This window comes from Streptomyces sp. NPDC086766 (assembly GCF_044746005.1).
Lineage (GTDB): Bacteria > Actinomycetota > Actinomycetes > Streptomycetales > Streptomycetaceae > Streptomyces.
This window is the reverse complement of the sequence record NZ_JBIVBI010000001.1, coordinates 698306-713575: the sequence shown is the minus strand read 5'-3', so window position 1 is coordinate 713575 and position 15270 is coordinate 698306. Positions and strand designations below refer to the sequence as shown.

Genomic DNA, 15270 nt, shown 5'->3' with positions numbered 1-15270 from the left:
TAGGCCATCGCCGGACCCAGATCCGAGCCGCCGATGCCGATGTTGACGACGTTCCTGATCCGCCGCCCGGTGTGCCCGGTCCACTCGCCCGAACGAACCCGCTCCGCGAAACCGGCCATCTTGTCCAGCACCGCGTGCACGGCGGGCACGACGTTCTCCCCGCCGGCCTCGACCACCGCCTCGCGCGGCGCGCGCAGCGCCGTGTGCAGCACCGCCCGGTCCTCCGTGACGTTGATCCGCTCACCGCGGAACATCGCGTCCCGCAACCCGAACACATCCGTGGCGACGGCCAGTTCCCGCAACAGCGCGAGGGTCTCGTCGGTGATCAGATGCTTGGAGTAGTCGACGTACAGGTCGCCGACCCGGACCGTGTACCGCTCGGCGCGCCCCGGGTCGGCCGCGAACAGCTCCCGCAGGTGGACGCCGGCGAGCCGCTCGCGGTGCTCGGCCAGCGCGGTCCACTCGGGCATGTGGTTGAGCCTGGTACGGCCGTCTGCGTTCATTTCGGACTTCAGCCTTCTTTCCTACCTGTCCTGCTGCGTACCTTGCCCCGCTGCCGGTTCCAACCTAATTGATCAGCACCCCGCCCGGCCCGCCCTGGCGCCGTCGTCCGGTGCAACAACAGGTACGTCCGGCTTGCGCGCGGGTATCAACGAGGTGACGGCGAGCGCGAAGACGGCGGCCGCGAACAGTGCGGGCCCGTTCAGTCCGTACCACCGGGCCACGGCCCCGCCGAGGAGGGCGCCCAGCGGGGCGCCGGAGGTGGAGGCGGTGCGGAAGGCCGAGGCGACACGCCCCACCAACGACGCGGGACTGCGCTGCTGCATCAGCGTGACCTGGTTGACGTTCCACACCATGCCCATCACACCGAGCAGCGCCATGCCGGCGAGCAGGGCGCCCAGGTGGCGGACGCTCCCGACGAGGACGAGGGACGACGTCTGGACGCTTCCGGCGAGCAGCAGGGCGCGCACCCGCCCGAGGCGGCGCGCGATCCGCCGGGCGGCGAAGCCGCCGGCGAAGCCGCCGGCGGAGTACGCCGTCATCGCGGCCGCGTACCCCGCGTCGCCCGCGTGCAGCCAGCGCGTCACCTGCAGAACCAGCGTGGCGATCAGGGCGCCCATGCCGATGTTGCACAGCAGCGTGGACACGCAGACGGCCCGCAGCGCCCGGTCGCCCCACAGCGCGCCCAGGCCGGCGCCGATCTCCCCGCGCAGGGTGCTGCCGGCCGGGCGGGGATCACGCCGCGGGGGCCGGACGCACAGGGACGCCACGAGGGCGGCGGCCACCAGATAGGTGCCCGCGTCGGCCACGAAGGGCATGCACACCCCGGCCGTCAGCATCAGCGGCACGAAGGGGCCGGCCAGGAGCCCGCCGGCGAGCTGCTGGCCGGTCATCAGCCGGGCGTTCGCGCTGCTCAGCGCGCCGCGGTCCACCAGGGACGGCAGCAGGGCCGTGGAGGCGTTGTCGAACAGGGTCTGCAGGGTGGTCAGCGAGAAGGCGAGGAGGAGCAGCAGCGGGATCGACGCGTGCCCGAGGCCGACGGCGAGGGCGAAACCGGCGACGAGCAGCCCGCGTACGGTGTCCACCGCCCACATCGCGCGCCGCTGGTCGACGCGGTCCGCCACGGCGCCGCCGAGCAGCCCGAACAGCAGCCAGGGCACGTAGCCGCAGGCGGTCACGGAGGCGATGACGAGGGGCTCGTCGGTCAGGCGCACGGCGAGCAGCGGGAGCGCGGCGGTCCGCAGGGCGTCCCCGAACCGTGACGTCACGGCGGCCGTCCACAGCCGCCCGAATCCCCCGCGCCAGGTGGGCGCGGCACTGTCCACCGCCTCGACCGCCGTCACGACATCCCCCGTACGAAGCATCGAAGTCCCGATGCACACACGGTAGAGGCAGGCACTGACAACGGGCCGTGAGCGGGCGGCCCCCGCGGCCCGGTTACGACTGGTCCGGCCCGCGCCCTCGGGCGCCCGGCCGGACCTCAACGTCTAGATCTCGCCCCGCAGTTTGGCGAGCGCCTCGGCGAGGATCGCCTCGCCGTCCGCGTCGCTGCGCCGCTCCCGCACGTACGCCAGATGCGTCTTGTACGGCTCGGTGCGCGGCGGGTCCGGCGGGTTGTCCCGGTCCTGACCGGCCGGGAAGCCGCAGCGCGGGCAGTCCCAGGTCTCGGGCACCTGCGCGTCGCTGGCGAAGCTGGGCTGCGTCTCGTGCCCGTTGGAGCACCAGAAGGAGATGCGCAGACGCGGCGCGGACTCGCCGCGCTCGGCCTCGCCCATCGGCCCAGCCCCGACCCGGCTTCCTCGGATCGCGTTGCCACTTGCCACGGTCGTAACTCCCTGCGTGATGGTGCCGCAAAGCGAGTCGGCATCCGCTTCGCTGCGAGCGCCTCAGTCTACGTAAGGCCCAACGCGCGTCCAGTGATAGGAGTTACAGCCCCCTAAAAAGACGCAAGCCCCATGATAGGCCGCGCTCAGGAGCGCGTACCGTACATGGGGCCATACGTACGGATTGTGCGGGTGGAACGCGTCAGCTGTTCGTCTTCATGAGAATGCCGAGCACCACGATGCACGCGAACCACAGCAGACCGATCACCACGGTGATCCGGTCGAGGTTGCGCTCGGCGACCGAGGAGCCGCCGACGGAGGACTGCATTCCGCCACCGAACATGTCGGAGAGGCCGCCGCCCTTCCCCTTGTGCATCAGCACCAGCAGCATCAGCAACAGGCTGAAGACGATCAGGGCGATCGAGAACCCCAGAACCACGGCTGGACCAACTTCCTCGGATTCGGATGGACGACGGGGGTGCGGTGGTAGCCCCACCACACCCCCGCAAGGGTACGACGGATCGTCCCTACGGCATACTCACTGCTCGCGGAAGCGCACGATCTTGACGAACTCGTCCGCGTCCAGCGAGGCACCGCCGACCAGGGCGCCGTCGATGTCGGCCTGCGCCATGATCTCGGCGACGTTGCCCGCCTTCACGGAGCCGCCGTACTGGATGCGCACCTTGTCGGCCACGTCCTGCGAGTACAGCTCGGCGATCTTGCCGCGGATGGCGGCGCAGACCTCCTGGGCGTCCTCGGCGCCGCAGACCTTTCCGGTGCCGATCGCCCAGACCGGCTCGTAGGCGATCACGATCGACTCGGCCTGCTCGGCCGGGAGGTCCTTCAGACCGCCCTCGACCTGGGCGAGCGTGTGGGAGACCTGGTTGCCCGCCTCGCGGACCGCCAGCTCCTCGCCGACGCACAGGATCGGGGTCAGGCCGTGCCGGAAGGCGGCCTTCGTCTTGGCGTTGACCAGCTCGTCGGACTCGGCGTGGTACTGGCGTCGCTCGGAGTGGCCGATCACCACGTAGGTGCACTTGAGCTTGGCGAGCATCGGGCCCGAGATCTCGCCGGTGTAGGCGCCGGAGTCGTGCTGCGAGATGTCCTGGGCGCCGTACTTGATCTGCAGCTTGTCGCCGTCGACCAGGGTCTGCACGGAGCGCAGGTCGGTGAAGGGCGGCAGGACGGCGACCTCGACGGCCTCGTAGTCCTTGTCGGCCAGGGCGAAGGCGAGCTTCTGGACGTGGGCGATGGCCTCGAGGTGGTTGAGGTTCATCTTCCAGTTGCCCGCCATCAGCGGCGTGCGCGTACTCATGCTTGGTCAGTCCTCCAGTGCGGCGAGGCCGGGGAGCGTCTTGCCCTCGAGGTATTCGAGGGAGGCGCCGCCGCCGGTCGAGATGTGGCCGAATGCCGACTCGTCGAAGCCCAGCGTACGGACCGCGGCGGCGGAGTCGCCGCCACCCACGACGGTGAAGCCGTTCGAGTCGACGAGGGCCTGTGCGACTGCCTTGGTGCCCTCGGCGTAGTCGGGGTGTTCGAAGACGCCCATCGGGCCGTTCCAGAAGACGGTGGCGGCGTCGGCGAGCTTCGTGGCGTACAGCTCGCGGGTCTTCGGGCCGATGTCCAGGCCCTCGTGGTCGGCGGGGATCTTGTCCGCGTCGACCACGACGTGCCGCGTGGGCGCCTTGGTCTTCAGGTCGGGGAACTCGGTGGAGGCCACCACGTCGACCGGGAGCACCAGCTCGACGCCGTTCTTCTCGGCGCGCTCCATGTACTCGGCGACAGCGGGGACCTGGTCCTCCTGGAGGAGGGAGATGCCGACCTCGTAGCCCTTGGCCTTGAGGAAGGTGTAGGCCATGCCGCCGCCGATGAGCAGCCGGTCCGCCTTGCCGAGGAGCTGGTCGATGACGGCGAGCTTGTCGGAGACCTTCGCGCCGCCGAGCGCGACGACGTAGGGGCGCTTGACGTCCTGGGTGAGCTTCCTCAGGACGCCGACCTCGGTGGCGATGAGGGAGCCGGCGTAGTGCGGCAGCCGGGCCGGGAGGTCGTAGACGGAGGCGTGCTTGCGGTGCACGGCGCCGAAGCCGTCGCCGACGTAGACGTCCGCGAGGGCGGCCAGCCGGTCGGCGAACTCGCCGCGCTCGGTGTCGTCCTTGGAGGTCTCTCCCGGGTTGAAGCGCAGGTTCTCGATGACCGCGACCTGGCCGGGCTGGAGGCCGTCCACGGCGTCGTGCGCGGCCGGGCCGACGGTGTCCTCGGCGAACGCCACGGGCGAGCCGAGGAGTTCACCGAGCCGCTCGGCGGCGGGCAGCAGCGAGAAAACGGGGTCCGGGGCGCCCTTGGGGCGGCCCAGGTGGGAGGCGACGACCACCTTGGCGCCCGCGTCGGCGAGGGCCTTGACGGTGGGCAGTACGGCGCGGATGCGGCCGTCGTCGGTGATGACTCCGTCGGCGAGCGGGACGTTGAGGTCGGCGCGGACGAAGACCCGCTTGCCGGACACGTCTTCGGAGAGCAGTTCGTCGATCGTCTTCATAGGTACTCCTGAGGAAGGGCTCTTGATCGTACGAGGGGTGGTCGAGCTGCCGGCGGGCCGGTCCGGGGGGACCGGCCCGCCGTACGTGAGTCAGGGCTCGGACGGCGCGACCTGCGCTGCCCGAGCCCTGCTCTCACCTCGCGGTGCCTGGTGCGGCGATCAGAGCTGGTTGCCGACGAAGACCGTCAGGTCGACGAGGCGGTTGGAGTAGCCCCACTCGTTGTCGTACCAACCGATGACCTTCACGTTCTTGCCCTCCTGGACCATGGTCAGGGAGGAGTCGAAGGTGCAGGACGCCGGGGCGTTGACGATGTCGGAGGAGACGATCGCGTCCTCGGTGTACTCGAGGATGCCCTTCAGCTCGCCCTCGGCGGCCTTCTGGAAGGCGGCGTTGACCTCTTCCTTGGTGACCTCGCGGCCGAGCTCGACGACGAGGTCGGTGACCGAGCCGGTCGGGACCGGGACGCGCATGGCCATGCCGTCCAGCTTGCCCTTGAGCTGCGGCAGCACCAGGGCGGTGGCCTTGGCGGCGCCGGTGGTGGTCGGGATGATGTTCTCGGCGGCGGCACGGGCGCGGCGCAGGTCCTTGTGCGGGAAGTCCAGGATGCGCTGGTCGTTCGTGTACGCGTGCACCGTGGTCATCAGACCCTTGACGATGCCGAAGTTCTCGTCGAGGACCTTCGCCATCGGCGCCACGCAGTTGGTGGTGCAGGAGGCGTTGGAGATGACGTGGTGGTTCGCCGCGTCGTACTGGTCGTGGTTGACGCCCATCACGATGGTGACGTCTTCGTCCTTGGCCGGAGCCGAGATGATGACCTTCTTGGCGCCGCCCGCGATGTGCTTCTCGGCGTCTTCCTTCTTGGTGAAGATGCCGGTGGACTCGATGACGATGTCCACGCCCAGCTCACCCCACGGGATGTCGGCGGGGTTGCGCTCGGAGAGGACCTTGATCGTCCTGCCGCCGACGGTGATGGTGTCCGCGGTGTGGGACACCTCCTCCTTCAGACGACCGAGAATCGTGTCGTACTTCAGCAGGTGGGCGGTGGTCGCGGTGTCACCCAGGTCGTTGACAGCCACGATCTCGATGTCCGCACCCTGCTCCAGCAGCGCGCGGAAGTAGTTACGACCGATGCGGCCAAAGCCGTTGATGCCTACGCGGATCGTCACGAACCGATCTCCTCGTTGGTACGCCGGCTCGACGCCGGCGAGCTGTATGGGATGTCCCCGACCACCCCCGACCCTACCTCTCTGCGGCCTGTCTGGTGGCATCCACATGCCCCATACACGGCACCCTGGTCCGTACCCGCCAGTAGGGGTACGGACCACCCCGAGCAGGCGCCCGGAACACCCCGTTTTGTCAGAGAAAGTCGGCGCCTTTCCACCCCCTTCGGTACTCGTTCGTGAGGGGGTCGGCTCAGTTGTCGGGTGCCCCTTCGAGAGGGGGTCGGCTCACTTGTCGACTGCCGTCAGCGCCCTCCTCAGCAGGGCCGTCCGGTCGGCCGCCGCGGCCACCTGCTCGAGCCCGAATCCGAGCAGTACGGTCCGGTTCGCGGTGACCGCTCCGTACGTCCGGAAAAGGGTGCCGGTGCGGGCCCAGTCCTTCAGCGCGGCCGGGCTGCCCGCGGGCGGTCCGGGCACGCTCCAGGGCCCGAGCGACGTCTCGAAGCCCTCGGTCTCCCGGGCGGTGCCGCCGACCACGAGCGAGGCGTCGTCGGCGAGCACGCCGTGGCCGCCGGTGCCCGGGTCGGTGACGTAGGCGAGGGAGACCTCGACCGACCTGCCGGCGTACGCGCTCAGGTCGAAGCTCACCTGCTGCCAGCCGCCGGAGGATCCGGTGAGGCTGTTCCACGCGCCGCTGGTGCCGGTGGGGGCGCAGCCGCCGGCGGACAGGGTCAGGTAGTGCCTGAGCCAGGGGTGCTCGTTGACCAGGAACCCGGCCCCGCACTCCGCGGGTACGGCGGTGCTCGTGCGCCCGCCGGCCTCGGGCAGGGTCGTCCAGTCGTCCGCCCCGCTGGTGCGGATCTCCAGGAGCGCGTGGTCGTAGCCCGGCTCGGTGTCCCACAGCAGCCGGGTGCGCAGCGCGGGCCGGTCGGCGGCTGCGACGTTCGTGAGGTCGATGGTGCGGGTGAGGCGCTTGTAGCCGTCGTCGCTGTGCACCGCGGCCGCCATGTACGCGCCCGTGTACGGCCCGTACGGGTTGACGGTCCCGGCGAACCGCCCGGCGCCCGCACTGGTGAACTGGGGGTACTTGTCGGCCGGCAGCTCCTCGGAGGTCACCCCGTAGGTGCCCGCCTGGTCCAGCGGGTTGCCGGGCGCGTCGCCGAGCGCGCCGGTGAAGCCGGCGAGCCGGCCGGATCCGGTGAAGCCGGTGGCCCCGGAGGTGGACGTGCGCGAGTAGGCGCCCAGGTAGTACTGGCTGAAGTCGTCCGAGGGTGTGCCGTCGCCGAGGTCGACGCTGCCGCCGGCCCGCTCCCCCGCCTCGATCAGCCGGCCGCCCTCGTTGAGGTAGGCGCGCAACTGCAACTGGGTCGGGTTTCCCGGGCCCTTGGGCCCCGAGTAGTGGACGACCGTGCGGAAGTGCCGCAGCACGCCGAGCGCGTCGGGTGCGCCCTGCCGCGCCACGTCCCAGACGATCGCCGCGCGGCCGTTCGCCTTCAGCGCGTCCACGTACGTCCGCGCCTGCGTCGCGGCCGCGCCCTCCTCGGCGACCACGAGCGTGTCGGCCCGGGGCCGCTCGGCCACGGTGTAGGTGAAGCGGCCGCCGGAGACCCGCTTGCCGCTGCCGCCGCGGCCCGTGAACCACACCTCGACCCGGTCGCCCGGCCGCGCTCCCCGGACCGCGGCCCGGTACTCGTCGAAGTGGAGGTTGTCGTCGCCGCCGTAGGTCCGGCCGCCCTTCCAGGGCCGCAGGGCCCGCTCCTGGGTGCGGCCGCCGTTGACGCGGTACCTGAGCTTCTTGTCCCGCACGGACTTGCGTACGACGGCGGAGACCTGCTGGTCGGCGCCGCGCGCGTACGACGTCGGGAAGGCGGCCGGGGTGAAGTCGGCGGCGCTCAGGCCGACCGACGAGGCCGGCCGGTCGGGGTGGGCGGCCGTCTCGGCGACGGAGAGCGCGAACGGGACGTTCTTCTCGAATTCCTGCTCGATCAGCTTCTCGTCGTCGGGGAAGGTGAAGACCGACCGGCAGTCGGCCGCGTTCCAGGCGTCGTTCGGGTCGGCGTTCGAGGCGGTCTGACAGGTCGACATCTCGGGGGTGAACATCCCCATGCCGTTGACGTTCGCCGCGTGGCCGTCCGCCTCGCCGTTGGTGGTGTACAGCTCCGAGGAGACCTGGGAGCGGTAGCCGGGGATCGCCGGCTTGTCCGGTGTGCCGGCCAGCGCCTTGTAGAGGACGTCGTCCGGGGTCGGGGTGGCCACCTGCCAGCCGACGCCGTAGAGCAGGAGCTGGGCGGCGGAGTGGTAGTTGATGCCGAAGGCGAAGTGGACGCGCTTCTCGAACCGGTCCAGCGCCTGCGTCTCGGGTTCGGAGGCGGGGGCCGCGCCCCGGTAGGTCTCACTGGTGGGGTTGGGCGAGGAACCCTCGTCGTCGTAGCCCCACTTGTAGGGGAAGTTGCGGTTGAGGTCCACGCCGTCACCGGTGGAGATGGTGCCGTCGCCGTTGACGTCGCGCAGGTTCTTGCGCCACAGGCGGGTACCGGGGTCCTTGAAGGTGTAGTCGTACCCGTCGGGGTTGGCGGAGACGACGAACCACAGCTCGGTCGTGTCGACGAGCTTCCTCACGCGCCTGTCGGTCCGGTAGTGGTCCAGGTAGTAGTGCATCAGCCGGCGGGTCATCTCCGGCGTGATCCACTCGCGTGCGTGCTGGTTGGACATGTACAGCACGGCCGGCCGGGAGCCGTCCCTGGTCTTCCCGGCGTCCTTGGTGAGCTTGACCGCGAGGATGTCCTGGCCGCCCACGGTCCGGCCGATGGAGACGACCTTGGTGAGGCCGGGATGCGACCGGCCGGTTCGGACGATCTCCTCCTTCAGGCCTCCCCTGCCGCTGTACGGGCGGAACACTCCCTGGCCGGCGGCGGCGACGCGTCTGCCGGCGGTGGCCGAGAGCGTGTGCTCGGTGAGGTGGACGCCCTGCGTCCGGAGCCGCTCGGCCTGCCGGTCGGTCAGGTAGAGCTCGACGGCGGCCCGTTTTCTGCCGCCCATCCGCTCGCCGAGCTCCTGGGCGTCCTGACCGGCCTTCAGCAGCAGGGGTAACTGCCGCGCGGTGACGTCGGCGCGGAAGACCTTCACCTCGTCCGGGTCGGGCCGGGGCGAACTTCCGTTCTGCGCCTGGGCGACGGGCGCGAGGCCCGCTCCGCCGAGCAGCAGCGCGCCGACAGCGAGGATCGATCTCGCTCTGTGTCTCATGAACCCCCCTAGCGGTGGTCCGCCACGGCGGCGAACAGTTGCCAGGCTCATGTCACTCCTAGATCGAGTCAAGGGTGCGTCAAAGACAGGGCAATGCAGGTACCGGGGCCTCAATTCAGCACGAGCGCCCGGGCGTTGGGCCGACTGCGGGGGCGGACGGGGGTCGGGATGCTGGGGCCGACCGCGGGGCCGGACGGGGGTCCGGATGCTGGGGCCGACCGTGGGGGCGGACGGGGTCGATGGGAGCGGTGAGGGGCAGTCGGCGGGGGCACTCGCCGGCAAGGAAAGTAAAAGTAAGGGCACGGGGATGAGCGGCCGGCTACCGGCCACCGGTGACGACGCGGGCTCGCGCGGGCCTTGCGGGGCGCGCGGAGCCTTCGCCGTCCTCCGTGTCAGCCCGCGAGGTTGTCCGCCAGCTCCTCGCTGAGGTTGGCCTCCGTGCCCGGGATGCCGAGGTCGGAGGCGCGCTTGTCGGCCATCGCCAGCAGACGGCGGATACGTCCGGCGACGGCGTCCTTGGTCAGCGGCGGGTCGGCGAGCGCGCCCAGCTCCTCCAGGGAGGCCTGCTTGTGCTCCATGCGCAGCCGGCCGGCCGCCGCGAGGTGCTCGGGCACGTCGTCGGCGAGGATCTCCAGGGCGCGCTGGACCCGGGCTCCGGCCGCCACCGCGGCGCGGGCCGAGCGGCGCAGGTTGGCGTCGTCGAAGTTGGCCAGCCGGTTCGCCGTGGCGCGGACCTCGCGGCGCATCCGCCGCTCCTCCCAGGCCAGCACCGACTCGTGTGCCCCGAGCCGGGTCAGCAGGGCGCCGATGGCGTCACCGTCGCGGACGACCACCCGGTCCACCCCGCGCACCTCGCGCGCCTTGGCCGCGATCGACAGCCGGCGGGCGGCGCCGACCAGCGCCAGCGCGGCCTCCGGTCCCGGGCAGGTCACCTCGAGCGAGGAGGAGCGGCCGGGCTCGGTGAGCGAGCCGTGGGCCAGGAAGGCGCCGCGCCAGGCCGCCTCGGCGTCGCAGGTGGCCCCCGAGACCACCTGCGGGGGCAGGCCGCGGATCGGGCGTCCCCGGCCGTCGACGAGGCCGGTCTGGCGGGCCAGCTGGTCGCCGCCCGCCACGACGCGCACGACGTAGCGCGATCCCCGGCGCAGGCCGCCGGGTGCCATCACGATCAGCTCGGAGCTGTGGCCGAAGATCTCCAGGATGTCCCGCTTCAGGCGCCGGGCCGCCATCGCGGTGTCCAGCTCCGCCTCGATCACGATGCGCCCGCTGACCAGATGGAGGCCGCCGGCGAACCGCAGGATGGCGGAGACCTCCGCCTTCCTACAGCAGGTCCGGGTGACGGGGAGCCGGGAGATCTCGTCCTTCACCGCTGCCGTCATCGCCATGGGCCGATCCTTCCATGCATCCGAAAAATACGGTCGTACGCGGCGGCCAGCAGCTCCGGGTCGTGCCGAGGGGTTCCGTCTCTCCGGGCCACCGGCGCCAGCTCGACCGCGGCACCGAACCGCTTGGCGGCCTCGGTGAGGACCTCGCGGTCGGGTACGGCGGCCTCGTCGGCCAGCACCACGTCCAGGGCGAGTTTAGGGGCGTGTCGTCCCAAAACCTCCAAATGACGCTGCGGGGAGAAGCCGTCGGTTTCTCCTGGCTGCGGAGCGAGGTTCAGTGAGAGTACCCGGCGCGCCCTGGTCTGCGTCAGCGCGTCCAGGAGGCCGGGCACCAGCAGGTGCGGGATGACCGAGGAGAACCAGGAGCCGGGGCCGAGCACCACCCAGTCCGCGTCCAGGACCGCCGCGACGGCCTCGGGGACGGCGGGCGGGTCGTGCGGCACCAGATGCACGGACTGCACCTCGCCGGGGGTGAGGGCGACGGTCGCCTGGCCGCGGACGGTGTCGACGTCCTCGGGCCGCTCCGGGTCGTGCCCCTTGACCAGTGCCTGCAGTTCCAGGGGCACGGCGGACATGGGCAGCACCCGGCCGTGCGCGCCGAGCAGCTTGCCGACCAGGTCCAGGGCCTGGACGTGGTCGCCGAGCTGCTCCCACAGGGCCACGATCAGCAGGTTGCCGACCGCGTGGTCGTGCAGGTCGCCCTGGGAGGTGAAGCGGTGCTGGATGACGCGGGCCCAGGTCTGGCCCCAGTCGTCGTCCCCACACAGCGCGGCCAGCGCCTTGCGCAGATCGCCGGGCGGCAGCACCCCCAGCTCGTCGCGCAGGCGCCCGCTGGAGCCGCCGTCGTCGGCCACGGTGACGACGGCGGTCAGGTCGCCGGTGATGCGGCGCAGTGCGGCGAGCGAGGCGGACAGGCCCATGCCGCCACCGAGGGCGACCACCTTGGGCTGGGCACCGCGGCGCCGCGGCCGGGCCCCGCGGGCCTCCGCGGGGCGGCCGGCGCGCGACTCGGCCGACTGTCGGCCCGCACGCGCCTCGGGCACCACCCGGCGCAGCCTGCTCAGCCGGAGCGTACGTCCGGTCACTCGCGCCCCATGTCCCGGTGCACGACGACGGTCTCCACGCCCTCGGCCGCGAGCCGCGCGGCGAGCTTCTCCGACATGGCCACCGAACGGTGCTTGCCGCCCGTGCAGCCGATGGCGATGGTGACGTAGCGCTTGCCCTCGCGGCGGTAGCCGGCCGCGACCAGCCGCAGCAGTTCGGCGTAGCGGTCGAGGAACTCCTTGGCGCCGGGCTGGTTGAACACGTACGCGGCGACCTCCTCGTTGACGCCGGTGTACGGGCGCAGCTCTGGGACCCAGTGCGGGTTGGGCAGGAACCGCATGTCCGCGACGAGGTCGGCGTCGACCGGGAGGCCGTACTTGAAGCCGAAGGACATGACGGTGGCCCGCAGCTCCGGCTCCTCCTCGCCGGCGAACTGGGCGTCCATCTTGGCGCGCAGCTCGTGGACGTTGAGGCTGGAGGTGTCGATCACCAGGTCGGCGTCGCCGCGCAGCTCGCGCAGCAGCTCCCGCTCGGCGGCGATGCCGTCGACGATCCGGCCGTCGCCCTGGAGGGGGTGGGGGCGGCGCACCGACTCGAAGCGGCGCACCAGCGCCTCGTCGGAGGACTCCAGGAAGACGATCCGCCGGGTGACGTGCTTCGCCTCCAGGTCCGCCAGGGACTCCCTCAGGTTGTCGAAGAAGCGGCGGCCGCGGACGTCGACGACGACCGCGATGCGCGCCACGTTGCCCTGCGAGCGGGCGCCGAGCTCCACCATGGTGGGGATCAGCGCGGGCGGCAGGTTGTCGACGACGAACCAGCCGAGGTCCTCCAGACACTTGGCCGCCGTGGACCGGCCGGCCCCGGACATGCCGGAGATGATCACCAGCTCGGGGATGGCCGCCTCGGGGACCCCGGCCGTGTCGATGCCCGTACTCACCTGTGCTCCGTCTTTCTGGACCGTCTGCTGCGGGTGGTCCTCGCGCGCTTCCGTGTGCGCCTGATCCGGCTGAGTCGTGGGCTGCTTCTCGTGCTCTGTCATGTCTCCTGCCCCCGTCGCTCGTCCGGGCTGCCCGTGGGCACGGGCTCCCCTGCGGAACCCGTCGTCGTCCCGGGTACCACGTCTTCCACGTCTTCCATGATCTCTCCCGTCGCCATGTTGACGGCAGGGGCGGCCGGGGCCGCCTGGGCGAGTGCCACAGCGATCGTCTCGGCCGTCTTGCGGCCTATGCCGGGGACCTCGCAGATCTGGTCGATTGTGGCGGATCGCAGCCTCTTGACCGAGCCGAAATGCTTGATCAACGCCTGCTTGCGTGTCTCGCCGAGACCCTGCACGTCGTCCAGCGGTCCGGCCCGGAACCGCTTGGCCCGTTTGGTGCGCTGGTAGGTGATCGCGAAGCGGTGGGCTTCGTCGCGGACGCGCTGCAGCAGATAGAGGCCCTCGCTGGAGCGGGGCAGGACGACCGGGTCGTCCTCGCCGGGCACCCAGACCTCCTCCAGGCGCTTGGCCAGGCCGCACACGGCGATGTCGTCGATGCCCAGCTCGTCCAGGGCCCGCCGGGCGGCCGCCACCTGCGGCTGCCCGCCGTCGACGACGACGAGCTGCGGCGGGTACGCGAACCGCTTGGGCCGCCCGTCCTCCTCGACGAGGCCGTCCGGGGCGCCGTTCACCGAACCGCCGGCGCCCGGGGCGGCCGGACCTCCGTCGGGGGCGGCGGCCGGGGCGCCGGGGCCACCGTCGGCCGGGATGCCGGCGGCGGTGGAGGCCGGGGTGCCGGCGGCGGTGTCCTCACCGTCGGCCCACTCGCCGGTCTTCTCCTTCTCGGCCAGATAGCGCCGGAAGCGGCGGGTGATCACCTCGTGCATGGACCGGACGTCGTCCTGGCCCTGGAAGCCCTTGATCTGGAAGCGCCGGTACTCGCTCTTGCGCTGCAGGCCGTCCTCGAAGACCACCATCGAGGCGACCACGTCGTCGCCCTGGAGGTGGGAGATGTCGTAGCACTCGATCCGCAGGGGGGCGCTGTCCAGGTCGAGGGCCTCGGCGATCTCCTCCAGGGCGCGCGAGCGCGTGGTCAGGTCGGAGGCGCGCCTGGTCTTGTGCAGGACGAGCGACTGCTGGGCGTTGCGCTGGACCGTCTCCATGAGGGCCTTCTTGTCGCCGCGCTGCGGGATGCGCAGCGAGACGTTGGAGCCGCGCCGGTCGGTGAGCCACTGCTGGACCGGCTCGACCGGATCGGGCAGCGCCGGGACGAGGACCTCCTTGGGGACCGCGTCGCCCTTCTCCTCGCCGTACAGCTGCTGCAGCGCGTGCTCGACGAGCGCGCCCGTGGTGACGTCCTCCACCTTGTCCGTCACCCAGCCGCGCTGACCGCGCACGCGTCCGCCGCGCACGTGGAAGATCTGGACGGCGGCCTCCAGTTCGTCCTCGGCGACCGCGATGAGGTCGGCGTCGGTCGCGTCCGCGAGCACGACCGCGTTCTTCTCCATGGCCTTCTTCAGGGCCTCGATGTCGTCACGCAGGCGGGCGGCCCGCTCGTACTCCATCTCCTCGGCCGCCTCCGTCATCCGCCTCTCCAGGCGGCGCAGGTAGGTGCCCGTGCGGCCGGCCATGAAGTCGCAGAACTCGTCGGCCAGTTCGCGGTGGTCCTCGGCGGTGACACGGCCGACGCAGGGCGCCGAGCACTTGTCGATGTAGCCGAGCAGGCAGGGGCGGCCGGTGCGGGCGGCGTTCTTGAAGACGCCGGCCGAGCAGGTGCGCACCGGGAAGACGCGCAGCAGCAGGTCGACGGTGTCCCGGATGGCCCACGCGTGCGCGTACGGCCCGAAGTAGCGCACACCCTTCTTCTTGTGGCCGCGCATCACCTGTACGCGCGGGAACTCCTCGTTCATCGTCACCGCGAGGTACGGGTAGCTCTTGTCGTCTCGGTACTTGACGTTGAACCGGGGGTCGAACTCCTTGATCCAGGAGTACTCCAGCTGCAGCGCCTCGACCTCCGTGGACACCACCGTCCACTCCACGGAGGCGGCCGTGGTGACCATGCTGCGGGTGCGCGGGTGCAGGTTCGCCAGGTCCTGGAAGTAGTTCGCCAGGCGCTGGCGCAGGCTCTTCGCCTTTCCGACGTAGATCACCCGGCGGTGCTCGTCGCGGAACCTGTAGACCCCGGGAGTGTCCGGGATGTCTCCCGGCTTGGGGCGGTAGCTGGAGGGGTCGGCCATGTCTCACACCCTACTTGCGAGGGGTGACACCGCGGTGGGCCTGTGGACAACGCCGCGGCGAGCCTGGGGACGACATCGTGCCTGGTCCGCGCCCGGGAACGGCAACGCACCGTGACCGGCCGTTTCCGGTCCGGCGGCGCACCTCCCCGGACGGGCGTCCCCGCCGCAGGGAAGCGGGGTGCGGACTCGGCCAGGAGCGCGCCGCTGTCGGATTCAGGTGTTGTCGGGACTAGGTCAACACGCTTCAATGCGGGGGAACTCGGGGCCGTGAACGACGGCGTACGGATGTGAAGAGGCCTTCCGCCACGCCTGCGGACGGCCCCGAGGGCGTGAACGGTCTGACCAGCCGTTGTGAACATTTCACAGAAAG

The 15270-nt window shown here is 71.3% G+C and carries 11 protein-coding genes and 1 pseudogene; all 12 read right to left on the bottom strand.

Translation table 11 applies throughout. From position 1 onward, the window contains the following. Positions 1–503: pseudogene (locus ACIPM1_RS03155) on the bottom strand (glucose-6-phosphate isomerase); the annotation flags it as partial. A 72-nt stretch (positions 504–575) separates the two neighbouring features. Continuing rightward, a complete protein-coding gene (locus ACIPM1_RS03150; RefSeq protein ID WP_402428191.1) occupies positions 576–1769 on the bottom strand; it encodes an MFS transporter in 1194 nt (397 codons plus the stop codon). Between the two features lie 219 nt (positions 1770–1988). Beyond that, a complete protein-coding gene (locus ACIPM1_RS03145) occupies positions 1989–2324 on the bottom strand; it encodes an RNA polymerase-binding protein RbpA (RefSeq protein ID WP_003976875.1) in 336 nt (111 codons plus the stop codon). Positions 2325–2526: 202 nt separating this feature from the next. After that, on the bottom strand, positions 2527–2757 hold the full coding sequence (secG, locus tag ACIPM1_RS03140; protein WP_207228689.1) for a preprotein translocase subunit SecG: 231 nt from the start codon (positions 2755–2757) through the stop codon (positions 2527–2529). A 105-nt stretch (positions 2758–2862) separates the two neighbouring features. Continuing rightward, positions 2863–3639: a triose-phosphate isomerase gene (tpiA, locus tag ACIPM1_RS03135; protein ID WP_402428100.1), complete on the bottom strand. Its 777-nt coding sequence runs from the start codon at positions 3637–3639 to the stop codon at positions 2863–2865. 6 nt (positions 3640–3645) lie between these two features. Further along, positions 3646–4857 carry a phosphoglycerate kinase gene (locus ACIPM1_RS03130; protein ID WP_402428098.1) on the bottom strand — a complete coding sequence of 404 codons (1212 nt, stop codon included), beginning with the start codon at positions 4855–4857 and terminating at the stop codon, positions 3646–3648. A 159-nt stretch (positions 4858–5016) separates the two neighbouring features. Then, entirely contained in the window at positions 5017–6024 is a 1008-nt protein-coding gene (gap, locus tag ACIPM1_RS03125) for a type I glyceraldehyde-3-phosphate dehydrogenase (protein ID WP_356191587.1), read from the bottom strand. A 282-nt stretch (positions 6025–6306) separates the two neighbouring features. Further along, the gene (locus ACIPM1_RS03120) at positions 6307–9261 is read right to left on the bottom strand and encodes a M14 family zinc carboxypeptidase (RefSeq protein WP_402428094.1); all 2955 of its coding nucleotides are present in this window, start codon (positions 9259–9261) and stop codon (positions 6307–6309) included. Between the two features lie 392 nt (positions 9262–9653). Further along, a complete protein-coding gene (whiA, locus tag ACIPM1_RS03115; RefSeq protein WP_053762310.1) occupies positions 9654–10643 on the bottom strand; it encodes a DNA-binding protein WhiA in 990 nt (329 codons plus the stop codon). Continuing rightward, positions 10634–11728 (bottom strand): uridine diphosphate-N-acetylglucosamine-binding protein YvcK, encoded by a 1095-nt coding sequence (yvcK, locus tag ACIPM1_RS03110; RefSeq protein ID WP_402428091.1) that lies wholly within the window; start codon positions 11726–11728, stop codon positions 10634–10636. Before yvcK ends, whiA begins: the two co-directional genes overlap by 10 nt. Then, positions 11725–12726, bottom strand: coding sequence for an RNase adapter RapZ (gene rapZ / locus ACIPM1_RS03105; RefSeq protein ID WP_402428088.1), 1002 nt, complete (start codon positions 12724–12726; stop codon positions 11725–11727). Before rapZ ends, yvcK begins: the two co-directional genes overlap by 4 nt. Beyond that, a complete protein-coding gene (gene uvrC / locus ACIPM1_RS03100) occupies positions 12723–14900 on the bottom strand; it encodes an excinuclease ABC subunit UvrC (RefSeq protein ID WP_402428085.1) in 2178 nt (725 codons plus the stop codon). The genes rapZ and uvrC overlap by 4 nt, the downstream gene beginning before the upstream one ends. Between the last annotated feature and the right edge of the window lie 370 nt (positions 14901–15270).

Bases quoted from the DNA above. Each gene is read 5' to 3' on its own strand.
- tpiA (WP_402428100.1), bottom strand. From the start codon at position 3,639: ATGAGTACGCGCACGCCGCTGATGGCGGGCAACTGGAAGATGAACCTC.
- ACIPM1_RS03130 (WP_402428098.1), bottom strand. From the start codon at position 4,857: ATGAAGACGATCGACGAACTGCTCTCCGAAGACGTGTCCGGCAAGCGG.
- ACIPM1_RS03120 (WP_402428094.1), bottom strand. From the start codon at position 9,261: ATGAGACACAGAGCGAGATCGATCCTCGCTGTCGGCGCGCTGCTGCTC.
- whiA (WP_053762310.1), bottom strand. From the start codon at position 10,643: ATGGCGATGACGGCAGCGGTGAAGGACGAGATCTCCCGGCTCCCCGTC.
- rapZ (WP_402428088.1), bottom strand. From the start codon at position 12,726: ATGACAGAGCACGAGAAGCAGCCCACGACTCAGCCGGATCAGGCGCAC.
- uvrC (WP_402428085.1), bottom strand. From the start codon at position 14,900: ATGGCCGACCCCTCCAGCTACCGCCCCAAGCCGGGAGACATCCCGGAC.